24 protein-coding genes are annotated in these 23,649 nt (G+C 66.5%); 11 read left to right on the top strand and 13 right to left on the bottom strand.

What is annotated here, in order from left to right; translation table 11 throughout:
* A partial coding sequence (locus J2848_RS21615) for a HAMP domain-containing protein (RefSeq protein WP_253568709.1) occupies positions 1–734 on the bottom strand: 734 nt, incomplete at its 3' end.
* Between the two features lie 340 nt (positions 735–1,074).
* Here J2848_RS21615 and J2848_RS21610 point away from each other — a divergent pair.
* The 3 genes from J2848_RS21610 (at position 1,075) to msrQ (ending at position 3,207) form a co-directional block, all read left to right on the top strand.
* Positions 1,075–1,398 carry a hypothetical protein gene (locus J2848_RS21610; protein WP_170307143.1) on the top strand — a complete coding sequence of 108 codons (324 nt, stop codon included), beginning with the start codon at positions 1,075–1,077 and terminating at the stop codon, positions 1,396–1,398.
* Positions 1,399–1,510: 112 nt separating this feature from the next.
* Positions 1,511–2,458 carry a protein-methionine-sulfoxide reductase catalytic subunit MsrP gene (gene msrP, locus J2848_RS21605; protein WP_149233282.1) on the top strand — a complete coding sequence of 316 codons (948 nt, stop codon included), beginning with the start codon at positions 1,511–1,513 and terminating at the stop codon, positions 2,456–2,458.
* 2 nt (positions 2,459–2,460) lie between these two features.
* The gene (msrQ, locus tag J2848_RS21600) at positions 2,461–3,207 is read left to right on the top strand and encodes a protein-methionine-sulfoxide reductase heme-binding subunit MsrQ (RefSeq protein ID WP_149233281.1); all 747 of its coding nucleotides are present in this window, start codon (positions 2,461–2,463) and stop codon (positions 3,205–3,207) included.
* Here the strand turns inward: msrQ and J2848_RS21595 are convergent.
* The 3 genes from J2848_RS21595 to J2848_RS21585 form a co-directional block, all read right to left on the bottom strand.
* Entirely contained in the window at positions 3,119–3,796 is a 678-nt protein-coding gene (locus tag J2848_RS21595) for a dienelactone hydrolase family protein (RefSeq protein WP_149233280.1), read from the bottom strand. The genes msrQ and J2848_RS21595 overlap by 89 nt on opposite strands.
* 156 nt (positions 3,797–3,952) lie before the next feature.
* The gene (locus J2848_RS21590) at positions 3,953–5,956 is read right to left on the bottom strand and encodes a methyl-accepting chemotaxis protein (RefSeq protein WP_246194057.1); all 2,004 of its coding nucleotides are present in this window, start codon (positions 5,954–5,956) and stop codon (positions 3,953–3,955) included.
* Positions 5,957–6,157: 201 nt separating this feature from the next.
* A complete protein-coding gene (locus tag J2848_RS21585; RefSeq protein WP_149233278.1) occupies positions 6,158–7,822 on the bottom strand; it encodes an FAD-dependent oxidoreductase in 1,665 nt (554 codons plus the stop codon).
* 355 nt (positions 7,823–8,177) lie between these two features.
* Between J2848_RS21585 and J2848_RS21580 the strand changes: the two genes are divergently transcribed.
* From J2848_RS21580 to J2848_RS21555, 6 genes are all read left to right on the top strand, one after another.
* Complete coding sequence (locus J2848_RS21580) at positions 8,178–8,951, top strand: amino acid ABC transporter substrate-binding protein (protein WP_149233277.1); 774 nt, start codon at positions 8,178–8,180, stop codon at positions 8,949–8,951.
* 94 nt (positions 8,952–9,045) lie between these two features.
* Complete coding sequence (locus J2848_RS21575; RefSeq protein ID WP_149233276.1) at positions 9,046–9,726, top strand: amino acid ABC transporter permease; 681 nt, start codon at positions 9,046–9,048, stop codon at positions 9,724–9,726.
* Positions 9,723–10,490 carry an amino acid ABC transporter ATP-binding protein gene (locus J2848_RS21570; RefSeq protein WP_149233275.1) on the top strand — a complete coding sequence of 256 codons (768 nt, stop codon included), beginning with the start codon at positions 9,723–9,725 and terminating at the stop codon, positions 10,488–10,490. Before J2848_RS21575 ends, J2848_RS21570 begins: the two co-directional genes overlap by 4 nt.
* A gap of 345 nt (positions 10,491–10,835) precedes the next feature.
* A complete protein-coding gene (locus tag J2848_RS21565; protein ID WP_149233274.1) occupies positions 10,836–12,698 on the top strand; it encodes a right-handed parallel beta-helix repeat-containing protein in 1,863 nt (620 codons plus the stop codon).
* A 236-nt stretch (positions 12,699–12,934) separates the two neighbouring features.
* Entirely contained in the window at positions 12,935–13,354 is a 420-nt protein-coding gene (locus tag J2848_RS21560; RefSeq protein WP_149233273.1) for a CopG family transcriptional regulator, read from the top strand.
* 55 nt (positions 13,355–13,409) lie between these two features.
* Entirely contained in the window at positions 13,410–14,651 is a 1,242-nt protein-coding gene (locus tag J2848_RS21555) for an extracellular catalytic domain type 1 short-chain-length polyhydroxyalkanoate depolymerase (RefSeq protein WP_149233272.1), read from the top strand.
* 33 nt (positions 14,652–14,684) lie between these two features.
* Here the strand turns inward: J2848_RS21555 and J2848_RS21550 are convergent, their stop codons facing one another.
* The 7 genes from J2848_RS21550 to J2848_RS21520 form a co-directional block, all read right to left on the bottom strand.
* A complete protein-coding gene (locus tag J2848_RS21550) occupies positions 14,685–15,434 on the bottom strand; it encodes a TlyA family RNA methyltransferase (protein WP_149233271.1) in 750 nt (249 codons plus the stop codon).
* A 65-nt stretch (positions 15,435–15,499) separates the two neighbouring features.
* The gene (locus J2848_RS21545; RefSeq protein WP_149233270.1) at positions 15,500–16,534 is read right to left on the bottom strand and encodes a sensor histidine kinase; all 1,035 of its coding nucleotides are present in this window, start codon (positions 16,532–16,534) and stop codon (positions 15,500–15,502) included.
* A gap of 178 nt (positions 16,535–16,712) precedes the next feature.
* Positions 16,713–18,626: a 1-deoxy-D-xylulose-5-phosphate synthase gene (dxs, locus tag J2848_RS21540; protein ID WP_149233269.1), complete on the bottom strand. Its 1,914-nt coding sequence runs from the start codon at positions 18,624–18,626 to the stop codon at positions 16,713–16,715.
* A gap of 25 nt (positions 18,627–18,651) precedes the next feature.
* The gene (locus tag J2848_RS21535; RefSeq protein ID WP_246194056.1) at positions 18,652–19,554 is read right to left on the bottom strand and encodes a polyprenyl synthetase family protein; all 903 of its coding nucleotides are present in this window, start codon (positions 19,552–19,554) and stop codon (positions 18,652–18,654) included.
* Between the two features lies 1 nt (position 19,555).
* Positions 19,556–19,849 (bottom strand): exodeoxyribonuclease VII small subunit, encoded by a 294-nt coding sequence (locus J2848_RS21530; protein ID WP_149233268.1) that lies wholly within the window; start codon positions 19,847–19,849, stop codon positions 19,556–19,558.
* Positions 19,850–20,024: 175 nt separating this feature from the next.
* Positions 20,025–20,954 (bottom strand): histone deacetylase family protein, encoded by a 930-nt coding sequence (locus J2848_RS21525; RefSeq protein WP_149233267.1) that lies wholly within the window; start codon positions 20,952–20,954, stop codon positions 20,025–20,027.
* A gap of 208 nt (positions 20,955–21,162) precedes the next feature.
* Positions 21,163–21,390, bottom strand: coding sequence for a sulfurtransferase TusA family protein (locus tag J2848_RS21520; protein WP_149233266.1), 228 nt, complete (start codon positions 21,388–21,390; stop codon positions 21,163–21,165).
* Positions 21,391–21,724: 334 nt separating this feature from the next.
* On the opposite strand from J2848_RS21520, the gene J2848_RS21515 reads away from it, so the two are divergent.
* Positions 21,725–22,102, top strand: a complete 378-nt coding sequence (locus J2848_RS21515) for an ArsR/SmtB family transcription factor (protein ID WP_149233264.1) — start codon at positions 21,725–21,727, stop codon at positions 22,100–22,102.
* A 26-nt stretch (positions 22,103–22,128) separates the two neighbouring features.
* On the opposite strand, the gene J2848_RS21510 is transcribed toward J2848_RS21515, so the two are convergent.
* Positions 22,129–22,506, bottom strand: coding sequence for a DUF423 domain-containing protein (locus tag J2848_RS21510; RefSeq protein WP_149233263.1), 378 nt, complete (start codon positions 22,504–22,506; stop codon positions 22,129–22,131).
* A 115-nt stretch (positions 22,507–22,621) separates the two neighbouring features.
* Between J2848_RS21510 and J2848_RS21505 the strand changes: the two genes are divergently transcribed.
* Positions 22,622–23,386 carry a glycosyltransferase family 2 protein gene (locus tag J2848_RS21505; RefSeq protein WP_149233262.1) on the top strand — a complete coding sequence of 255 codons (765 nt, stop codon included), beginning with the start codon at positions 22,622–22,624 and terminating at the stop codon, positions 23,384–23,386.
* Here J2848_RS21505 and J2848_RS21500 read toward each other — a convergent pair.
* The gene (locus J2848_RS21500) at positions 23,377–23,604 is read right to left on the bottom strand and encodes a hypothetical protein (RefSeq protein WP_149233261.1); all 228 of its coding nucleotides are present in this window, start codon (positions 23,602–23,604) and stop codon (positions 23,377–23,379) included. The genes J2848_RS21505 and J2848_RS21500 overlap by 10 nt on opposite strands.
* Between the last annotated feature and the right edge of the window lie 45 nt (positions 23,605–23,649).

Here is a 23,649-nt window from a genome sequence, read left to right as displayed (position 1 = left end):
GATTTCAGTTCCAGGATCTCGCCCTTCACATCGACGGTGATCTTCTTCGACAGGTCGCCCTTGGCGACGGCGGTGGTCACCTCGGCGATGTTGCGGACCTGACCGGTCAGGTTCGCCGCCATCACGTTGACGTTCTCGGTCAAATCCTTCCAGGTGCCGGCAACGCCCTTCACCTGCGCCTGACCGCCCAGCTTGCCCTCGATACCCACCTCGCGCGCCACGCGCGTCAGTTCGGTGGTGACGGTGACGAGCTGCTCCACCATGGTGTTGACGTTGCGGGCGGTACGCAGGAATTCACCTTGCAAGGGGCGGCCTTCAATTTCCAGCGCCATGGTCTTGGACAGGTCGCCCTTGGCGACGGCACCAATGACGCGGGCGATTTCCGTCGTCGGCTGGATCATATCGCCGACCAGCGTGTTGATGCTGTCGACGCAGGTTTCCCATCCGCCGGACGCATTGTTCAGCTTGGCGCGCTGGCTGATGCGGCCTTCCTTGCCGATGGCGACGCTGAGTCGGCTGACCTCGGTGGTCAGGTTCTGGTTCAGTTCGACCACGTCATTGAAGGCAGCGGCGATTTCGCCGTCGATTCCGGTGAGGTCCAGCGGCAGCCGCACCGAGAATTCACCCTTGCGCAGTTGCCGCAGGGCCATCAGCAGAACCTTCGGATCCAACGCGTCCGCCGTCTCGACCATCGCCGTCATGCTGTTCCCCAATCGCCGCGCCGTGCCCACCATGGACCGCGCTCCGCCCATCTGTAGGATCGCTCCAAGGACCGCCCCACTGCGCGGTCGAAGAAAACGCAAGCCACCACAACCGGGATTCCGAACGTCCGCACCAGCAGCGTGCGCACTCCATCCTCATCCGGAGCGTGACTGCGCAGTCCTACAGCCCCGCACGATGAAGTAAAGGCGATTCCGGTCAACTTGGCCTTTGGTAGGCACTCCGCCTTCCGGCGTAAGGATTATGCCTATGACTTAGGACGGAGGAGGCGTTTTCTTGAGCTTGGCGGGCTTTGTCACCGGCTTAACTCAGCCGGACGGCAGACGCACGAAGCCCAGGCTTCGGAACGATTCCATGGCCGCCATCGTTATGGATCCAGCCACGGCGGGCCCCTCCGGCACCGGCCGCCTCCCGCAGGGCAAAACGATCCGACACATCACAGCCCGAGGCTCGGCGATGAATCTTTGGACTTTTACCATGCAGGCTTCGATGTGCTGCATGCTCTCTTGGATGCGCGCCTGCCACCAGGGCGCTGCGCTTGCCCATTCCTTCACCGGGCTGCCGCTGCTCAGCCCGCCGCGTCCGCCCGCCGACGTGCTGCCCTTTCCCACACGCCGCGCAGTGCGTGGCGGCGGGTTCGGTGGACCGGCCGTGGTGATTCCGCTCGGCCGACGCTGATAATCCCCGGTTCACGCACCCGCTCACGCAATCGTGTAGACCCTGTGATTTGCCGACAGCCCGCCGCAGCCCTATGGTTAGTGGCAGGAATGGTCCGTTCGGGAGAGGGTCGATGCTGTTCAGGTTCCCTGCCGCGTCGCAGGCGCGCGAAGACGAGGTGACGCCGCGGGACTTGTTCCTGTCGCGCCGCAGCCTGATGGTTGGTGGTGCCACCGCCATGGCGCTGGGCAGCCTGCCGGTGTGGAGCGGCAATGCGCTGGCCGCTGCCTTCGAGGCGCAGACGACGATCAAGCCGGCCGATCCGAAGTTCGACCCGACGACTCCGATGAAGTCGGCAACCACCTACAACAACTTCTATGAATTCGGCACCGGCAAGAGCGACCCGGCCGAGAATGCCGGCACGCTGAAGACCCGCCCGTGGGAGATCGCCATCGGTGGCGAGGTCGCCAAGCCGATGACCATCGGCATCGAGGATCTGCTGAAGTTCCCGATGGAGGAGCGCATCTATCGCCTGCGCTGCGTCGAAGGCTGGTCGATGGTGATCCCCTGGGTCGGCTTCCCGCTGGCCGAGCTGCTGAAACGGGTGGAGCCGACCGGCAACGCCAAATATGTCGCCTTCCAGACCCTGAACGACCCGAAGCAGATGCCGGGCCTGCGTTCCTGGGTGCTGGACTGGCCCTATACCGAGGGGTTGCGGCTGGACGAGGCGATGCACCCCCTGGCCCTGCTGGCCGTTGGCATGTATGGCGAGGTGCTGCCCAACCAGAACGGCGCGCCGATCAGGCTGGTGGTGCCGTGGAAATACGGCTTCAAGTCGATCAAGTCGATCGTCAAGATCACGCTGACGAAGGACCAGCCGGCGACCGCCTGGAACAAGTCGCAGCCGCGCGAATACGGCTTCTATTCCAACGTCAATCCGGAGGTCGACCACCCGCGCTGGAGCCAGGCGACGGAACGGCGGGTCGGCGAATTCTCCCGCCGCAAGACCCTGCCCTTCAACGGCTATGGCGAGGAGGTCGCGTCGCTCTATGCCGGGATGGACCTGAAGGCGAATTACTGACCATGGCCACCCCGATCGCGTCCCCTAGCGGCGATTGGCGCGCCGCCGCCAACGCCGCCCTCACCTCGCACTGGGCCAAGCCCGCCGTCTTCACCCTCGCCCTCGTCCCGTTGGGCTGGACCGTCTGGCTCGCCTATACCGGCGAGCTGGGGGCGGAGCCGGTGCTGGAAAGCGTCAAGACCAGCGGGTTGTGGGCCCTGCGCTTCCTGCTGATCGCGCTGGCGCTGACCCCGTTGCGGATGCTGACGGGGGTGGCGGGGCTGGCGCGCTTCCGCCGGATGCTGGGGCTGTTCGCCTTCTTCTACGCCCTGGTCCATCTGTCCACCTATGTCGGGCTGGACCAGTTCTTCGACTGGCCGGCGATCTGGAAGGAGATCGTCAAGCGGCCCTACATCACCGTCGGCATGGGCGCCTTCCTGATCCTGACGGCACTGGCCGCCACCTCCACCGACGGCATGGTGAAGCGGCTGGGCGGCAAGCGCTGGCGCGCCCTGCACAAGGCGGTCTTCGTCGCCGGGCTGGCCGGCTGCCTGCACTTCGTCATGCTGGTGAAGGGCTGGCAGACGGCACCGCTGGTCTATGCGCTGATCTGCATCGGGCTGCTGGCCTTCCGCCGCTGGCCGATCCGGCTGGGGCGGAAGGAAGCTCGGCAGGCTCCGGTCAGAACACGGCCCGCAGCAGCCCGACGGTCCGGCGAAGCGCCAGAACCGCACTTTCCGGATGGAAGCTCCCCCGCTCGTCGCAGTTGAAGCCGTGGCCAGCCGGATAGACATGCACCGGCGCCCATGGATAACGTGATCGCACGCCCTCGGCGACCGACAGCGGGATGGCGTGGTCCTGTTCGCCGAAATGCAGCAGGGTCGGCACCCGCGGGGCGCTGTCCAGCGTCTTGCCGATATCGCCGCCGTAATAGCAGACGGCCGCCCGCACCGGCAGCACCGCCGCCGAGGCCCAGGCCATGCTGCCGCCCCAGCAATAGCCGACGATGGCCGCCGCCCCCTCACCGCCCAGGTGGGCCAGCGCTGCCGCAATGTCCTGCAAGGCGTCGGCGGTCGCCACCGCTCCCTTCAGGGCGATGCCCCGCTGGATGCCGGCATCGTCATAGGGCAGTTCCACGCCGCGTTCGGCCCGGTCGAACAGGTCCGGCGCCACGGCGGTGAAGCCCTGCTGGGCGAAGCCGTCGCAGACGCTGCGGATGTGATGGTTGATGCCGAAGATTTCCGGCGCCACGATCAGACGTCCGATCTCCTCGCCCTTGGCCGGCGCGCGATAGGCGCGCATCCGATGGCCGTCCGCCGCCGTCAGTTCGATCCAGCCGGCAGCCGTCGCGTCACTCATGTCCCGACCCCTCATCCTTGTCAGACCGCTCACGGACGTCCGGGCGGTCGTTGCAGACAATCATAAGGGTCTGAAACGTCAGGGCAACTGGTGACAGGGCGGCGCGCCGATTGGTCATATCGGCCTTGCCGTTCGTATTACGGCGCCGTCAGCGGTTCAGGCGGCGCGGATGCCGGACAGGAAGGTCTCGATCTCCCGACGCAGGTCCGACGCCTGACGGGTCAGGCCGGTGGAGGCGTCGAGAACCTGGGATGCCGCCTGCCCGGTCTGCGCGGCGGCCTCATGTACCTGCGCGATGTTGCCACTGACCTCGCCGGTGCCCTGGGCCGCCTGCTGGACGTTGCGGGAAATCTCCGCCGTGGTGGCGCTCTGTTCCTCGATGGCGGCAGCGATGGTCGCGGCGATTTCGTTCATCGTGCCGATGGTACCACCGATCCCCTCGATGGCGCTGACCGTGCCGTGGGTAGCGGTCTGGACGCTGTCGATCTGGGCGGAAATGTCCTCCGTCGCCTTGGCGGTCTGGTTGGCGAGCTGCTTCACCTCGCTCGCCACAACGGCGAAACCCTTGCCCGCCTCGCCAGCGCGGGCGGCCTCGATGGTGGCGTTGAGCGCCAGCAGGTTGGTCTGGCTGGCGATGTTCTGGATCAGCTTCACCACCTCGCCGATGCGCGCGACCTCTCCGGCCAGATTGCGGACGGACCCGGTAGTGTCCTGCGCTTCCCGCACCGCCCGGGCGGCGACGCTGTTGGAGCGGGAGACCTGTTCGCTGATCTCGCGGATCGACGCCGTCATCTCCTCGGTCGCGGAGGCCACGGTCTGCACGTTCATCGAGGTCTGCTCCGCCGCCGCGGTGGTGGCGGACGCCTGCCGGTTGGTCTCCTCCGCCAGCGTGGCCATGGAACCGGCGGTGTCGCTCAACTGGGCGGAGGCGCCGGAGACGCTGCTCAGGATGGCCGACACGGTGCGATCGAAGTCCTGCACCAGCCGTTCGACCGAAGCGGTACGCTTTTCGCGGGCGGCGCGCTGGGTTTCCTGTTCGGTCTCCAACCGAACGCGCTCCACAGCACTTTCCTTCAGCACCTGGATGGCCCGCGCCATCGCACCGATCTCGTCCGGCAGCTTTGAGTAGGCGATATCGACGCCGAGGTCGCCGTCGGCGAGCCGCACCACGGTTGAGGTCAGCGAGCCCAGGCGGCGCGTCACCTGCACCGACAGCATGATCAGCACGATGCCAAAGGTGATGCATACCGCGGCGAGAACCAGACCGGCGAGGATCAGCTGTGTCCAGGCTTCGGCAACGCTCTCGTCGTTGCGCTGATGGGCCACGGCAATGGCCGCATCGCGCATCACCAGGATGTTGTTCAGCATCGGCGTCACCCAGGGACGCCAGTCGGCCAGCGCGACCGGAGACGGCACGCCTTTCCGCGCCGCGTCGAGCACGCTCTGGAAACGCTGCTCCCCCTCCGTCATCATGGTGGAGCGCACATGGTCAAGCGCCTTTGTCAGTTCCGGCGGATTGCCGAGATTCAGCACCGCCTGCTGCATCATCTGCCACAGGACGGCGACCTTGCCGGTCATCTCCGTCGCGGCCTGCAAGCGGTCCGGTCCAAACGGCATGCCGGCAACGAACAACCCGACCGACGCTGAGCGGGTGCCGCCGATGTCGCGCATGTCCTGTGCCAGCCGCGCCAGATTGACGTGTCCGAACAGGTCGGAGCCGTTGACGATGGTGGACCGGTAGGTGTCGTCGATCGCCTTGCCGACACTCTGATTGGCTGCAGCGATGGCATCGATGGTGACCGCGGCGATGGTTGCCGGGCGGGCGGGCTTCGCCTGCTCCGCCGCCTGCCGGGCCGCCGTGCGGGCGGCCTTCATCTGGTTGGCGGCGTTCAGGATGGGGCCGGTAGACAGACCGGCGGCCTCGATCTGCACCCGCGCCTTTTCAATCGCTGCGTCGGTGACGGCGACGGCATCGTCCAGCGGCTTGGCCGCGGCAGCTTCCAGCGGCTTGTCATTGTCGAACGCCACCGCCCAGCGCCCGCGCTCGCTCGCCAGCAACGGGCCGATCTGCAACGTCGCCTCGAAGGCATAGAGCGAGCGTTCCGTCCGATGGCGCTGCTGCAAGGCGCCGACCGCATCCCATGCGAGGACGACCGCCATGCAGATCGGAAAAGCGGCAATCAGGATATTCGCGCACAGAATTTTCGTACGAATATTCATGCGACTCCCCCCAAGCGGCTGAATCCGGATTCTGCTGTGTCCGGTAACTGTCGGGAGTTTAAAGACACTTCGTCGGCCGGTCACTTAGGGGGCATCCTGACCCGGGACAAGCCGCTTGGAAGCCGGGAAGCGGTTCTGCGGTCAGCGGACCTGGGCAAGCACACCATGGATTTGCGAGACGACCGCCGCCCCTTCCCCCACAGCGGCAGCGACACGCTTGGTTGATCCGGCGCGGACGTCACCGACCGCGAATATGCCGGCCCGGCTGGTTTCCAGCGGCAGACGGGGGACAGCATCGCCGATCTCGGCGCCGGTCAGCACGAATCCCCTGCGGTCCAGCGTCACGCAGTCCTTCAGCCATGCGGTGTGCGGGTCGGCGCCGATGAACAGGAACAGATGGCCCACCGGCAGGCGATGTTGCGCGTTCGTTGTGCGGTCCCGCAAAGTGACGGCGCTCAAGCCCCCAGCGCTGTCTCCCTCCATCGCCGCCACTTCGGTTCCGGTGTGCAACACCACGTTGGGAAGCGCCATGATGCGGTCGATCAGATAGCGCGACATCGACAGCTCCAGACCGCCGCCGCGCACGATCAGGTGAAGCGTCTCGACATGAGGGGCAAGGAAGACCACCGCCTGCCCGGCCGAGTTGCCGCCGCCGATCAGGGCGACCGTCTGGCCGGCGCACAGCTTGGCTTCGATGGGCGAGGCCCAATAGGAGGCCCCCGCCCCCTCGAACCTCTCCACCCCCGGAATATCCGGCCGGCGATAGCGAGCGCCCGACGCCACCACCACGGTTCTCGCCTGGATCACCGAACCGCCGTCCTTGCCACCGTCGCAATGGATGCGGAAGGGACCGCCGTCACAGCAGTCGATCTCTCCGACTTCGACAGGAATCGCGATGTCGGCCCCGAACTTCTGCGCCTGGTTGAAGGCCCGTCCCGCCAGCGCCTGCCCGGAGATGCCGGTCGGAAAGCCCAGATAATTCTCGATGCGGGCCGACGCCCCGGCCTGCCCGCCGATGGCACGGCTGTCGAGGACGAGGACGGACAACCCCTCCGACGCGGCATAGACGGCGGTCGCCAGTCCGGCCGGCCCGGCGCCGACCACGGCGACGTCATACAGCTTGCCCAACTCCAACCCAGCGGTCATGCCGAGCGCGAATCCGGCCTGGGCGTTGGTGGGGCGGCGCAGCGTCGTACCGTCGGGGCAGATCATCAGCGGCAGGTCGTCCTCCCGGACCGCGGCACGCTCCACCAGCGCGCCGGCCTCGGCATCCCCGTCGGGGTCGAGGACGGAGCAGGGATGCCCGTTGCGAAGCAGAAAGCCCTGGAGCCGGACGACATCCGGCGCGTCCGCCCGCCCGACCAGCACCGATCCGGCATCCCCGGACTCCAGAAGGCCGACGCGCCGCAGGATCAGCGCCCGCATCACCATCTCGCCGATCTCAGCCGATCCGACCAGCAATGCGCGCAGATGGGCGGCATCACAGGGGAAGGCCATGCATCCATCGGGGCCGGCGGTTCCCGCAGCCAGTGACGGACGGTCGCCCAGTTGGCTGAGTTCCCCGGTGAACTGGCCGGGACCGACCGGGGCAATCGCCGTCTCATGCCCCAGCCCATTGCGATGGCTGGTCTCGATGCTGCCCTCCAGCACGAACCAGGCCGGTGGGTGACGGTCGCCAACCCCGTACACCGGCTCGCCCGGCGCGAAACGGCGCGACCCGGAACCGGCGAAGCGCCGGACGGTCTCCAGCTGTCCGACGCTGAGCGTCGGGAACATCTGCCGCCTGCGGGTGTCGATCAGGGACATGGAACCTCCATGGGAGAAGCTCTATGGGGCAACCTTGATGGTTTGGAGCCTACAAGCCCCGGCATCGCCCGACCCACTATACAAGGGTCTTGCACCGGGTAGACGGTGGCTCAGCCTGGGCCTCTCCACGCGGCAACACAGATTCTCCACTGCCTCCCGAATGCAGCAAACAATAAATACAGTTTATTTTCGCTAAATAAGTTCTATATTCCCTTGTTAGGATATATTCTTTCCTGTAGCGTAGCCACAGCCGCCCAACGCCATACAGAGCATCCGCTGGAAGGCTTCGGCCGGAACGCACCAAGGGCGGCGGACCAACCTAACCTCGCACGCAAGAAACATTGGGCATCAACCGATGAAATGGCTGAAATCGCTTCTCATCGCCGGCCTCCTTCAGGTCGCCGCCGTCTCCGCCGCTCACGCTCAGGCCGATTTGGACCGCATCAAGGCCGACGGCGTGCTGAAGATCGGCACCGAAGGGACCTACGCCCCCTTCACCTATCATGACGCCTCGGGCGCGCTCGTCGGCTTCGATGTGGAGATCGGGCGCGAGATCGCCAAGCGCATCGGCGTGAAGGCGGAGTTCCTGGAGGGCAAATGGGACGGGCTGATCGCCGGCCTGGACGCCCGCCGCTATGACGCCGTCATCAATCAGGTCGGCATCACCGAGGCGCGCAAGGCGAAGTATGATTTCTCCGACCCCTACATCACCAGCCGCGCCGTGCTGATCGTGAAGGGCGACAACAGCGCGATCAAGAGCTTCGCCGACCTGAAGGGCAAGAAGTCGGCCCAGTCGCTGACCAGCAACTTCGGCAAGCTGGCCGAGGCGTCGGGCGCGCAGCTGGTCGGTACCGACGGCTTCGACCAGTCGATCCAGTTGGTCCTGAACGGCCGGGCCGATGCGACGGTCAACGACAGCCTGTCCTTCCTCGACTTCAAGAAGCACAAGCCCGATGCCAATGTGAAGATCGCCGCGACCCAGGACAATGCCGACCAGTCCGGCATCATCGTCCGCAAGGGCGAGGCCAAGCTGGTCGCCGCCATCAACGAGGCGCTGACCGCCATGAAGGCCGACGGCACCTACACGGCGATTTCGCAGAAGTATTTCGGCGCCGACGTTTCCAAGTAACCTTCCCGCTTTATATCCAAGCCTTCCACGATGCCCCCTGCCCTCTCCGGGCCGGGGGCATTGTCGTTCCATCTTCATAAGAGGCACCTTCCCCGTGCTGCACTGGCTTACCCTGATGGCGGACTCGCTTCCGTCGCTGCTGTGGGCGGCGCTGGTCTTCACCGTTCCGCTGACGCTGGCCTCCTTCGCGCTGGGCCTGATTGTCGGGCTGGTCGCGGCGGTGGTCCGGCTGTTCGGGCCGGCTCCGCTGGCCGCCATCGTCCGCTTCTATGTCTGGATCATCCGCGGCACGCCGCTGCTGGTGCAGTTGTTCCTGATCTTCTACGGCCTGCCCAGCGCCGGCATCGTGCTGGACGCCTTCCCGGCGGCGCTCATCGGCTTCACGCTGAATGTCGGCGCCTACACCTCCGAGATCATCCGCGCCGTCATCGGCTCGGTGCCCAAGGGCCAGTGGGAGGCCGCCTATTCCATCGGCATGAGCTGGTCGCAGGCGATGCGCCGCACCATCCTGCCGCAGGCCGCTCGCGTCGCCGTTCCGCCGCTGTCCAACAGCTTCATCTCGCTGGTGAAGGACACCTCGCTTGCCGCCGCCATCACGGTGCCGGAGCTGTTCCAGGCCGCCCAGCGCATCGTCGCCACCACCTACGAGCCGCTGATCCTGTATGTGGAGGCGGCGCTGATCTATCTCGCGCTCAGTTCCGTCCTATCGGCGTTGCAGGTCCGCTTGGAAAAGCGGCTCAACCAGTATGGCGGTTTCCTGGAGGCCAAGTCGTGATCCGGCTGACGAACATCGAAAAGCGCTTCGGCGACCTGACCGTGCTGAAGGGCGTGTCGGTCACCGTGGCCGAAGGCCGCGTCACCGCCCTGATCGGCCCGTCCGGCGGCGGCAAGAGCACGCTGCTGCGCTGCATCAACCTGCTGGAGATCCCGACCTCCGGCACTGTCCGCATCGGCGAGGAGGAGCTGTCCTTCCAGCCCGGCGGCAAGCCCGGCTGGAGGGACATCCAGCGGCTGCGCGGCCAGACCGGCATGGTGTTCCAGAACTTCCAGCTCTTCCCGCACCGCACGGCGGTGGAGAATGTGATGGAAGGGTTGGTGACCGTGCAGAAATGGCCGGCGGAGAAGGCGCGCGACCGCGCCATGGCCCTGCTGCGCAAGGTCGGCATGGACCACAAGGCCGATGCCTGGCCGGCGACCCTGTCGGGCGGCCAGCAGCAGCGCGTCGCCATCGCCCGCGCGCTGGCCCCGTCACCGCGGGTGCTGCTGTGCGACGAGCCGACCTCCGCCCTCGATCCGGAACTGTCGGGCGAGGTGGTGGAGGTGCTGGGCACGCTGGCCGCAGAGGGCACCACCATGGTGATGGCAACCCACGACCTGCGCCTCGCCTCGCGCATCGCCCATGAGGTGGTGTTCCTCGATACCGGACAGGTCGTGGAATCCGGCCCGTCGCACACCCTGTTCACCCATCCCGCCCGCGAACGCACCCAACGCTTCATCGCCACCCTGACCCAGCAGGGACAGCAGGGCGAAGGAGTGTAGGGAGCGTTACCAGCCATTCTCGGCAGCCGGCGCCAAGCAGCATTAGACAGAGGAACACTGCTTCGCCGGCTTCCACAGAACGAATCGGCAAGCTCCCGCCCCATAGTCGCCGATCATCCCGTCGCCTCATTCAGAATAGAAAAAGCATCATACGGTCTACAGAGGTGCTACTTACCGATTCTATTCAGGACTATGCGTACTATACCCAAAGATAGTTTATGTTTAGTCGCAGAGTTATAACAGAATTTACCCCTTATTCGTCAAATCTACGGAAAATGCCTCACCATTGCCCCAGCCGTCTTGACCATCTTGGCGCCGCATCAAAACCGCTAAGGATACGGATCAATGGCCACGACCTCCGGGAACTCGACCATCACGGTGAGCGCGAAGGGCACTCTCGACGCGCATTTCAACCTGCTGGTCGACGGCAAGAAGATCGGTGAGGGCACCACGGATGCCACGGCCAAGGACTTCGTCTTCAAGACGGACATCGTTCAGGGCCAGGGCCATAAGGTGGAGGTTCAGTACGACAATGACGGAATCTTCCACGGGACCGACCGCAACCTGATCGTCAACGAGATCACCATCAACGGCAAGTCGGTCCTGCCGACTGCCGACCATGTCACCTATGACAAGGGCGCCCTGGACGGCCACGACGTCGCCGACGGTCAGGCCGGCCTGTGGTGGAACGGCACCCTGGTCGTCGATGCGGACAAGGGTTATTTCCCCGCATCCGGCGTGACGCCCCCCACCATCCCGCCGGTCAGCGAAGTGCCTCCGAGCGAGCCGACACCGTCCACGCCCGCGCCGTCCGTGCCGAAGCCGACCGAACCCGGCTTCTATGTCGCCACCAACGGCAACGACAGCTGGTCGGGGAAGCTGGCCGCTCCCAACGCCGACGGCACCGACGGTCCCTTCGCCTCGTTGCAGAAGGCGCAGCAGGCGATGCGCGCCGACCCGAACATCGACACCACATACATCCGCGGCGGCGACTATCACCAGAACGGGCTGTGGCTGGACGGCCAGGATTCCGGCGTCACCTTCACTAGCTACGGCAATGAGAAGGCGGTGATCCACGGCGGTTCCAACGCCACGGTGTCCTTCGGCCTCGGCGGCGCCAAGAACGTCACCATCGAAGGGCTGACCTTCGCCGACGGTGTCGTCGGCGGCCACTATGTCTTCGCCGACAATGCCTCCGGTCTCACTTTCGCGAACAACGCGGTGAAGGGTGGCGGTTACGGCATCACGGTGCAGAACAGCGCCAACAGCAAGGTCGTCGGCAACCAGTTCGACAGCACCGGCGCCGAGTCCATCTTCGTCAAGGCTGGTTCCAACGCCACAATCGTGTCGGACAACCACATCACGCACCCCAACGCCGCCGACCGCGGCGATGCCGGCATCTGGATCAACGGCAGCTCCGACGTCAAGGTCACCCACAATCTGGTCGAGGACTCACCGGAGAAGGCCATCGCCGTTGGTTCGGTCCAGACGGACGGCAGCGACGCCACCCACCGGGTCACCATCGCCAACAACAAGGTGGTCGACGCCAATCTGGAGTCCAACGACGGCGGCGGCATCTACCTGATCAACCGCCAGCAGGACCTGACCGACCACACCGTGGTCAACAACGAGGTGACCGGCACCACCGCGACAAACCCGTCGGGTGACGTCGCCAGCTGGGGCATCTATCTCGACGACTGGACCAGCGGCGCCACGGTGAAGGGCAACATCGTCCACGGCAATATCGGCGGCGTGTTCCTCCATGGCGGCTGGGACAACACGGTCACCGAGAACGTGATCGCCGACAACAGCGGCGCCCAGATCGGCCTTCAGCAGCCAGTCGCCTGGAGCGGCTGGCAGGGTCATCAGATGACCGGCAACGACATCTCCGGCAACGTCGTCGATGTCCGCGACGGCACCGCCGTTCACATCTACGGCCCGGCCAATGTCGGCAGCTTCCACAACAATTTCTACAGCAACCTGGACACGTCGAAGGACATGTTCGACGTCTGGCCGCAGGTATTGGCCGGCGGCGGCAAGGGCGATCTGGCGGAGTGGAAGGCCGCAGGCTACGACAACGGCTCGGTGCAACTGGATCCGGGCTTCGTCAATCCGGGGGCGCACGACTACAGCCTCGCATCGAACTCGCCGGTCTACGGGATGGGCTTTGACCACATCCCCACCCACGACATCGGGCTGATCGGCTGATCGGCGGCATTCGGTCCACCGATAACCCCGACCCGTTTGCCTTGCGGGCCGCCCGGTTGATCGTGGCGGGGCGAGACGAGCAGATCAGGCGCGGTCCTTGGGGGCCGCGCCTTTTCTATTGGCGCTCTGAACCCGCGCCGGACGCCCGTCCGCGGAAACCATGATGCCCACCCTTGAATGGGCCGGCCTTATCCTCCATATACCATCCAGCTGGATGGTTAATGGATGGAATAGCGATGGTCGAGACCGAGCAGACCCCGCGACCCAAGACGGGTGATACCGAGAAGATTACGATCAATCTCGGTTATGTCGATCTTGGCCATATCGACCTCCTGGTTGAGGAGGGGTTCTATTCCAACCGCACCGACTTCATCCGCACCGCCATCCGCAATCAGGTGGACCGGCACGCCGAAGTCGTCCGGCAGACCGTGGCGCGCAAAAGCGTCGATCTCGGCCTGCGCCATTTTACCCGCACGGATCTGGAAGCGGTTCAGGCGGCGGGACAGATGCTGGATATCCGTGTCCTCGGCCTCGCAACCATCGCCCAGGATGTCACCCCGGATCTGGCCCGCGCCACCATTGCCTCGCTGAGCGTGCTGGGCGCGCTGCATGCCCCGGCCGCCGTCAAGGCCGCCCTCGCCGACCGCATCCGCTGAACATTTCGGCCCCAGGCCGACGCCTGCGCCCGACCCGAACCAGGAAAGCATGGACATGCGCCACATCGTTCCGCCCGGCCTGCCCCCCAACCTGCCCACGGGCATGGCCGAAGCCGCCCGCCTGACCCGGGCTGGCAAGCTCACGGAGGCGACGACCCTCCTCCAGCGCCTCCTGCGGGGAGAGGGCAAGGCCGAGCCGCCGCCCGACACGGCTGCCCCAGGGGCCACCCTGGAGGGTGAATTCGTAAGGCTCGACCCGGCGCCGCCAGCAACGGAGGACGGTCCACGGCCCTCTCCCAAAAGCGGGAGGCAGAAGACCGCAGCCAGGCCGCGCACCGGACTGGGCGACACCCTTCGCGGCTTAGCCGCACGCTTCAAGCCGACCGGTCTTCATGGCGGCGCTCCACACCCCGCACCCGATCCGCTGCCGGACGGGGCGTCTTTCACGATGCTGTCGCACAGCGGGCCGGCCGGGACGCGGGCCTATAAGCTCTATGTGCCGGCTGCCCTGGGCGATGGGCTGCGTCCGCTGGTGGTGATGCTGCACGGCTGTACCCAGTCGCCCGACGATTTCGCCGCCGGCACCCGGATGAATGCCTTTGCCGAGCGGTACGGCATCCTCGTCGCCTACCCAGAACAGCCGGCTTCGGCCAACGCGCAACGCTGCTGGAACTGGTTCAAGCCGGAGGACCAGCGGCGCGACCAGGGGGAACCGGCGCTGCTCGCCGGCATCACCCGCCAGATCATGCGCGACCATCGCGTCGATCCGCAGCGGGTCTACATCGCCGGGCTGTCGGCCGGCGGGGCTGCGGCGTCGATCATGGCGGCAGCCTATCCAGACCTCTACGCTGCGGTCGGCGTGCATTCCGGTTTGCCCGCCGGCGCAGCACACGACCTCCCATCCGCCCTCACCGCGATGCGCCAGGGCGGCAGCCAAGGCCATCGGGGGACGACACGGAGCGTCCGTGCGGTGCCCACCATCGTCTTTCACGGCGACCGCGACCATGTCGTTCATCCCGGCAACGGCGACGGCGTCGCCGCTCAGGCCACCGGAGGATCCAGCCTGCGACGGGAGGTGCAGCAGGGCCGAATCCCCGGGGGGCACACCTACAGCCGCAACATCCTCCGCGACCGTGACGGTGGGGCCTTGTGCGAGCAATGGACGATCCATGGTGCCGGGCATGCCTGGGCCGGCGGGAGCCCGTCCGGTTCATACACAGACCCGCAAGGCCCGGACGCAACGGCGGAGATGCTGCGCTTTTTCTTTGAGCATCGGCTGGGGACGCCCCCGCGCTGAGCGGGCCGCGACCGACACCATTGCCGAACCCGGTTATGCTGAAGCCCGGTCCTTCACCGCGCCGATCAGGAACTCCTTGTTTCCTTCTGGCCCGGTGATCGGGCTTTCGGTGATGTCCAGCACCCGCCAGCCCGGCAATGCATCGAGCCACACGCGGATACGGTCGCAAACTTCCCTATGCAGTTCGGGTTCGCGCACCACCCCGCCCTTGCCGACGCGGCCCTTGCCGACCTCGAACTGCGGCTTGATCAGGGCGACCAGCCTGCCGCCCGGCCCCACCAGATCGAGCGCCGCCGGCAGCACGATCTCCAGCCCGATGAAGCTGGCGTCGCACACCACGAGGTCGATGGGGTCGGGGATCTCGGCCGTTGTCAGGTGGCGGGCGTTGGTCTTTTCCAGAACCACCACGCGTGGGTCGTTACGCAGCTTCCAGGCTAGCTGGCCATGGCCGACATCAACGGCATAGACCCTGGCGGCCCCGCGGGTCAGCAGTACGTCGGTAAAGCCACCGGTTGAGGCGCCGACGTCAACCGCGGTCAGGCCGGTGGGGTCGATGGCGAAGACGTCCAGGCCCTTCACCAGCTTCAAGCCGCCGCGCGACACCCAGGGATGGTCCTGCCCCTTGACCGCCAGCGGAGCCTCCGCCGCGATCTGGTCGCCGGCCTTGTCGATGCGCCTGGTGTCGGAATAGACCAGCCCGGCCAGGATCAGCGCCTGCGCCTTGGCACGGCTTTCCGCCAGCCCACGCTCCACCAGCGCCACGTCAACCCTCACCCGTGCCATGCCGTCGCCCTTCGCTCTCCCGCAATGGCGCATTCCTGACGCGGAACGGACGGAAGGGCAAGCCCTCAGGCGGGCGGGAACTCCACCACCACACGGGTGCCATAGGGGCTGCTGTCCGCCGTCAACTTACCGCGCAGCTGGCCGACGAAGGCCCGCACCACCTTCAGACCCAGCGTTGTCGCACGGGACAGGTCCAGGCCGGGCGGCAGGCCGATGCCGCGATCGATGACCTCCAGCCGGATGGCGCCCCCCTCCCCATGCCCCAGCCGCACGTCGATAGCCCCAGGCGCCCCGGCGGGGAAGGCATGGCGCGCCGCGTTGCCGACCAGTTCGCTGACAATCAGGCTGAAGGGAATCACAGTGTCCGTCGGCATCTCGGTGGCGTCGGCCGTGACCTGGATGCGGTGGGCGCCGGGCAGAGTCGCCTCAAGCTCCTGGCACAGCTCACGCAGATGAACCGCCATGTCGATGGTTCCGGCGCGCAGGGAGCCGTGGGTGCGCTGATGGGCCTGCGTGACGATGCCGACGCGGCCGCTGGCGCTCTGCAAGGCCCGCCGCACCTCCGGATCCTTGCTCGACAGAGTCTGCAAGGTCAGCAGGCTGGAGACCAGCTGCAAGGTGTTCTTCAAGCGGTGGCTGACGTCACGCAGGCGGCGCTCATGCTCGGCCACCGATTCCGGCGTTTCCTCCGCGGTGACGATCAGGGCCCGGACGACACCGTTGACGCCCAACATCGGGGTGACGCGCACATCCCAGAACCGCTCGCCCTCAGTCGAGCGATCACCGGTGGCACGGTTGCGCTGCAACTGGCCGGTCCGCCGCGCTTCGGCCAACATGGAGGGTGCCAGGGCCGGGAATCGCTCCGTCAGGCCGGCCCCCGCAACCACGCCCAATGCGCGGAAGGCGGCATTGGCGAAGGCACAGTGGTCACCCTCCCCCTCCACCAGGGCGGTGGGCGTCGGCATCTGGTCCAGCAGGCAGCGCAGCATCGCAGGATCGTCGATACCGACCGCAACATCGGTGCCAGCCGGCCAATCCGCTCCCGGATCGGTGCCGAACTCCGCGTTACGGAATGCCGTGACCGCCATGATATGCGCCATCGCCCCTGACCTCGTCGCCGCCCCCCCGCCGCCGGCCCTTCCCTCCGTTACCGGCGGGCTACCATTTCAGCTTGGACACAGTGTAAGGCGTGGCTCGCGCTCCGCACCAGTCCAACAACCCGAAACCTTGCTAGACAAATGGCATTACGACGTTCGGAAGGCTTAATCCGAACAGTGCTCACGCCCGGGCCGCAGCACTCTCGATTCCCAGCGCCTGGAGTGCGGTGTGGACGATGTGCTGGGCGGTCAGCCCGGCGGTTTCATACTGCTTGGCCGGCGAGTCGTGGTCGAGATAGGCATCGGGCAGAACCATCGGCCGGATCTTCAGCCCGCCATCGAGCAGCCCGGCCGTCGCCAGGAACTGCAGCACGAAGCTGCCGAACCCGCCGACCGACCCTTCCTCGATGGTGATCAGCACCTCATGCTCCAGCGCAAGGCGGCGGACCAGATCCTCGTCCAGCGGCTTGGCGAAGCGGGCGTCGGCCAGCGTCGTCGACAGGCCGCGCGCGGCCAGTTCCGCCGCCGCGCGCCGGGCCTCGCCCAGCCGGGTACCGTAGCTGAGGATGGCGATCTTGGTGCCTTCCTGGAGGATGCGGCCCTTGCCGATCGGCAGGATGCTACCGCGGTCCGGCAGTTCCAGCCCCACTCCCTCGCCGCGCGGATAGCGCAGGGCCGAGGCGCGGTCGTCGATGGCGGCCTGGGTCGCCACCATGTGCATCAGCTCCAGCTCGTCGCTGGCCGCCATCAGCACGATGTCGGGCAGGCAGCCGAGATAGGCGGTGTCGAAGGACCCGGCATGGGTCGCCCCGTCCGCCCCCACCAGACCGGCGCGGTCCAGCGCGAAGCGCACCGGCAGATGCTGCAGCACCACGTCATGGATGACCTGATCGTAGGCACGCTGCAGGAAGGTGGAGTAGATGGCGCAGAAGGGCTTGAAACCCTCCGTCGCCATGCCGGCGGCGAAGGTCACCGCATGCTGTTCGGCGATGCCGACATCGAAACAGCGGTCGGGAAAGCGCTCCCCGAACAGGTCCAGCCCGGTGCCCGACGGCATGGCGGCGGTGATGCCGACGATGGTCGGATCGGCCGCCGCCTCGGCGATCAGGCTCTGGGCAAAGACGCGGGTGTAGGTGGGAGCGTTGGATTTCGGCTTGGACTGGGTACCGGTCACCACGTCGAACTTGGCGACGGCGTGCAGCTTGTCGGCCGACTCCTCCGCCGGGCCGTAACCCTTGCCCTTCTTGGTGACGACATGGATCAGCACCGGCTTGTCGTCGTCGGCGTCGCGGACGTTCTGCAGCACCGGCAGCAAATGGTCCAGGTTATGCCCGTCGATCGGGCCGATGTAATAAAAGCCCAATTCCTCGAACAGCGTGCCGCCGGTGACCATGCCGCGGGCATATTCCTCCGCCCGGCGGGCGGCGTTGCGCAGCGGGCGCGGCAGCTGGTCGGCGATCTCCTTCGCCAGATGGCGCAGCGACAGGTAGGGCTTGGACGAGATCAGCCGCGACAGATAGGCGCTCATCGCACCCACCGGCGGGGCGATCGACATGTCGTTGTCGTTGAGGATGACGATCAGCCGCGACTTGGTCGAGGCGGCGTTGTTCATCGCCTCATATGCCATGCCGGCGCTCATCGAGCCGTCGCCAATCACGGCGATGACGTTGCGCCGCTCCCCCTTCATCTTGCTGGCGACCGCCATGCCAAGGCCGGCGGAGATGGAGGTGGAGCTGTGGCCGGCGCCGAACGGGTCGTATTCGCTCTCCGACCGCTTGGTGAAGCCACTCAGCCCGCCGCCCATGCGGAGCGTACGGATGCGGTCGCGTCGCCCGGTCAGGATCTTGTGCGGATAGCACTGATGTCCGACGTCCCAGATCAGCCGGTCAAAAGGCGTGTCGAACACGTAATGCAGCGCCACCGTCAGCTCGACCACCCCCAGCCCGGCGCCGAGATGGCCGCCGGTCACCGAAACGGCGTCCACCGTCTCGGTGCGCAACTCGTCTGCGAACTGGCGGAGCTGCTCGGGCTTCAGGGCCCGCAGCTTGGCTGGCGTCGGACAATGGTCGAGCAGCGGGGTCTTGGTGGCGGTCACGTCTTGATGGTCCTCAAAGCTCTGGTCAGGCGCGGCGCGCGACGACGAAGTCGGCGACGGCCTTCAACATATCGGCACGCCCATCGAAAATGTCCAAGTGCTGTGCCGCCTGATTGGCCAGCATTTCCGCCTGGGCACGGGCGCGGTCGCGCCCCAGGATCGACACGAAGGTCGCCTTGCCGGCCTGGGCGTCGCGGCCGACGGTCTTGCCGGTTTCCTCCGCCGTGCCTTCCACGTCCAGCAGATCGTCGACGATCTGGAAGGCTAGACCGAGGTCGTGGGCATAGGCGCGCAACGCCGTGCGCTGCGGCGGATTGGCCTTGCCCAGGATGCCGCCGGCCTCGCAGGAGAAGGCGATCATCTCGCCGGTCTTCATGCGTTGCAGCCGGGTGGTGGTGCCGAGATCGAAGGTCTCATGCTCCGCGATCAGGTCCAGCATCTGGCCGCCGACCATGCCGTGGCCGCCGGCCGCCTTGGCCAGCGCCGTCACCAGTTGGCAGCGGATGTTGGGGTCCTCGTGCGTCGCCGGATCGGCCAGCACCTCGAAGGCCAGCGTCAGCAGCCCGTCGCCGGCGAGGATGGCGGTCGCCTCGTCGAACTGGCGGTGGCAGGTCGGCCGGCCGCGCCGCAGCTCGCCGTCGTCCATCGCCGGCAGGTCGTCGTGGACCAGCGAATAGCTGTGGACCATCTCCACCGCTGCGGCGGCACGGATGGCGCAGTCCGGGTTGACACCGAACAGGGCGGCGGACTGCATCACCAGGAAGGGGCGCAGCCGCTTGCCGCCGTTCAGGCAGCCGTAGCGCATAGCGTCGAACACGCGCGCCTCCGCCAGCTCGGTGGTCGGCAGCAGGGCGCCGATCTTCACCTCGACGGCCTGCGCGATCTCGGCCATGGCGGACTTCAAATCGGATTGGGAAATGGTCTGCACGTCAGTCGATCCGGGCGGGTTCGGTGCCGAGGGAGCCGTCGGCGCTCACGGTGATGCGGTCGATCTTGGCCTGCGCTTCGCGCAGCTTCATCTCGCAATGGCGCTTCAGCGCCGTGCCCCGCTCGTAGGAGGAGATGGCGTCGTCGAGCTTGCCGCGGCCTTCCTCGAGTTGGCGGACGATCCGCTCCAGTTCGGCGAGCGCATCCTCGAAGCTGAGGGTGGCGATGTCGGGCGGAATGGGAATGCCGGGATTCGGAATGGAAGCGGCGGAAGGGGGCATGTCGGGCAGAACCATCGATGGAACCTCAAGCCCGCGAAGGTATGCCCCGCCCACGTCGGGCGCAAGGCCCGAGGCACTCCCGTACCCCGGCCCTTGCGGACTATGTGCCGCCGCTGTGCGGCCTATGCGTTCGGGCAGCCCCTCCCCCTTTCGGGAGAATGAAACCGCTTCCTCGCCGGGGGCGGCCCGATCAGCAGTACATCAGTTCCCGCACATGGGCCGCACTCGCCGACGCCAGGGCGCGAAGGTTGTAGCCGCCCTCCAGAACCGAGACGATCCGGGCGCCGCAATGGGTGCGGGCCAATTCGCCCAGCTTGCGTGTGGCCCAGACAAAATCGTCGTCGATCAGGTGCAGGCCGGCCAGTGGGTCGCGCGAATGGGCGTCGAAGCCGGCGGAGATGATCAGCAGATCCGGCTTGAAATGGTCGATGGCCGGCAGGATGACGTGCGTCATCGCGTGGCGGAACTCCGGCGACCCGGCCATGGCCGGCAGCGGCGCGTTGACGCAGTTGCCGTATTCCCCCTTCTCCCCCGCGTCGCCCGTCCCGGGATAGAGCGGCGACTGGTGGGTGGAGCAATAGAGCATGTCGGGGTCGAACTGCAGGATGTCCTGCGTGCCGTTGCCATGATGGACGTCGAAGTCCATCACCGCCACCCTTTGCAGCCCGTGGACTGCGCGGGCATGGAAGGCGCCGACGGCGGCATTGTTGAACAGGCAGAAACCCATCGCCTTCTCCCGCTCCGCATGGTGGCCGGGCGGACGGACGGCGCAGAAGGCATTGCGCGACTGGCCGGTCGCCACCGCGTCCACCGCGGCGCAGACCGCACCGGCCGCGCGCAGCGCCGCTTCCCCCGAACCGGGCGAGACGACGGTGTCGGCATCGACGCCCGCATGCTCCACCTCCGGGATCAGGGACAGCACACGGTCGATGTGCGACTGCGGATGCGCACGCAGAAGCTGTTCAACCGTGGCGCGCGGAGCCTCCTGCCGCTCCAGCATGTGGAACTCCTCCGTCTCCAGCGCGGCAAGCACGGCACGCAGGCGGTCGGAGCATTCGGGATGACCGAGACCCGTATCGTGCTCCAGGCACGCCGGGTGGGTGAACAGGGTGGTGAACATCGATTTTTCGGTCGTTATCGTTGGTTTTCGGGCGGTATCGGCGGCGTTTCCGAAAACCATTCTTCCCGCATCGCTAATGAAAGTACAGGCTGATTCCAGGACGATTCGTCACAGCCCACTTTCGGGGGCCGGGGCAATCCGTAACACGGCAGGATTGGGGTACGAACGAATGCGATGAGGGCGGATGCAATGCAGGTTGCGACCGGCGTCAGATCACCCGCTCAATGACGAAGCGCAGGACGCCGTCCTCCTCGGCGATGGACAGCAGGCGGTTGCCGGTCGCCTCGCAGAAGGCGGGGAAGTCCTTGCGGGCACCGGGGTCGGTCGCCTCCACGGTCAGCGTGTCGCCGATGGCAATCGCCTTGATCGCCTTGCGCGCGCGCAGGACAGGGAGCGGGCATTGCAAGCCCTTGGTATTCAATGGATGGTCTGTCATGGGGAAATGCTACCCGACCCGCAAACGACTGTCACGGCAGACGGTGGGCCGGGGGCACGCCCTATTGCGGATGATTATCGATCACAACCGGAAGCTGATATATCTCTGTCGGCTTTGCTTCGTGATGCGAGAAAAACCGGCGCCGGACGATGACGGCGACGCTCAAGCCGCCGCTTGGACCAAGCAGCGGCATGGTCCGAGCGGCGGATTCCCACAGGTGGACAATTCCCGCAATGTACGAATATACTAGGATACGAGCATTTTTCTTTGTCGGGCCGCGCAACGACGGCTCGGGCGCAAAACGAATCGGAACGGACAGGGCGACGGTAAAGCGATGAAGATCGAGGATTTGCAGGCTAACGCCCGCCGGGCGAGTGCGCTGTTGAAGGCGATGTGCAACGAGCGGCGTCTCCTGATCCTGTGCCATCTGAGCCAGGGCGAGCGGTCGGTGGGCGAACTGGAGGATCTGGTCGGCCTCAGCCAGTCGGCGCTGTCCCAGCATCTGGCCCGGCTGCGCAACGACAATCTGGTCCGCACGCGGCGCAGCGCCCAGAACATCTACTATTCGCTGAACGGCCATGAAGCGCAGACCATCATGACCACTCTGCATGGCCTCTACTGCACCCCGGCCGCCGAAGATGCTGACGGCGAGGAGCGCGGCGGCGACCAGACCACCGACCGCTCCGACCTGCGTGCCGCCGCGGCCGGCTGATTTCGCCACATCGAACGGCGCAAGCTTCAGCCGCGCGCCCTGAGCGCCGCGGCCGCCAGCGCCACCCAGCCCAGCATGAAGCTCCATCCCCCGGCCGGCGCCGTCATCGGCACCGGCAGCGGCCCAACGGTCGCCAGCGCATAGAGCGTACCGCAAAACAGCAGGATCCCGGCGACGAACAGCCAGCCTGCGATCCGCAAAGCGGCCCTGTCCATCCGGTCCCCTAATGCCACCAGCAGCATCAGCGCCAACGCATGCGCCATCTGATACTGCCCGGCGATGCGGAACCATTCCTGCGCCTGCGGTTGGGCGGCCAGCGCGTGGCTGGCATAGGCACCGGTGCCGACCGCTATGGCGCCGTTCAGCGCAGCGAAGACGATCCAGATGCGGTCGATCAGTCCCAAGGGGGCGTCCTTCCCTTATCCCAACGCCCTGCCGGCCCCTTGTGCAAGGCGGCAGCGCAGATGCTATCCTGCCGCCTGTCTACACGCAGGCCCTGCGCGCGAGCAAGAAAGCAGCATGACCTCTACCGCATCCGCCCCTCCGGCCAGCCCCCTGGTCAGTATCGTCACGCCCACCTGGCAGCGGGCGGAGTTCCTGCCCCGCCTGCACGCCTGCATCCAGGCGCAGACCCACGGCGAGATCGAGTGGCTGGTGTTCGACGACAGCCCGCGCCCCTCGTCCTACCTGAAGCCGCTGGCGAACCCGCGGCTGAAGTATTTCTACTCGCCCAGCCGCTACTCCATCGGCGAGAAGCGCAACATCCTGGCCGAGCATGCCAGGGGATCGGTGATCGTCCACATGGACGACGACGATTTCTATGCACCGACCTATGTGGAGCGCATGCTGGACTGGCTGGACCAGGGACACGACCTCGTGAAGCTGTCGGGCTGGTTCCTCTACAGCGTGCCGCACCGGCGGTTCGGCTATTGGGATACGGCGCGCGGCGGATCGCACCATCGCTGGGGCCGGCAGGGTTGCAGCTATGTCGAGGCGCCGGACGCCCCGTTCTCCTACGACAATCTCGACGGTTACGGCTTCTCCTATTCCTACCGCCGGTCGGTTTGGGAATCGGTGCGCTTTCCGGCGGTGAACGCCTGCGAGGACGCGCCCTTCGTCAAGGCCGCCCGCGAGCGCTTCCGCGTCGGCGCCTTTCCGGATGCGGAGGGACTGTGCCTGCACACGCTGCACGCCCGCAGCACCAGCCTGTGCCTGCCACAATACGAATTGCCGCCGCTGCTGATGGAGCGGCTGTTCGGCTCCAATGCGGCCGCCTACACCTGAACGTCGAGGAACATGCCGCGGCGATAGTTGCGCGGCAGCGTCAGCACCCCGTTGACCACCAGGGCGGCCAACTCGCGCAGGCTGGGCACCCGCTGCCGCCCCTGAGGGACGACGCCGTCCGCCCGGGCACGTGCACCGGACGCGGGAACCCGTCCGCCGCCGGAGTCTGGGCGGATCGGCTCGTTCGAACGGTCGCCGGTGCGTCGGGTCTCTACCATACCCAATCATTTACTATAAATGCCCGGACCGAAAAAGAGGGAGGC

It is taken from the genome of Azospirillum lipoferum (assembly GCF_024170005.1).
Taxonomy (GTDB): domain Bacteria; phylum Pseudomonadota; class Alphaproteobacteria; order Azospirillales; family Azospirillaceae; genus Azospirillum; species Azospirillum lipoferum.
Note: the sequence above shows the minus strand (reverse complement) of the source record. Positions and strands in the feature narration are given on the sequence as shown.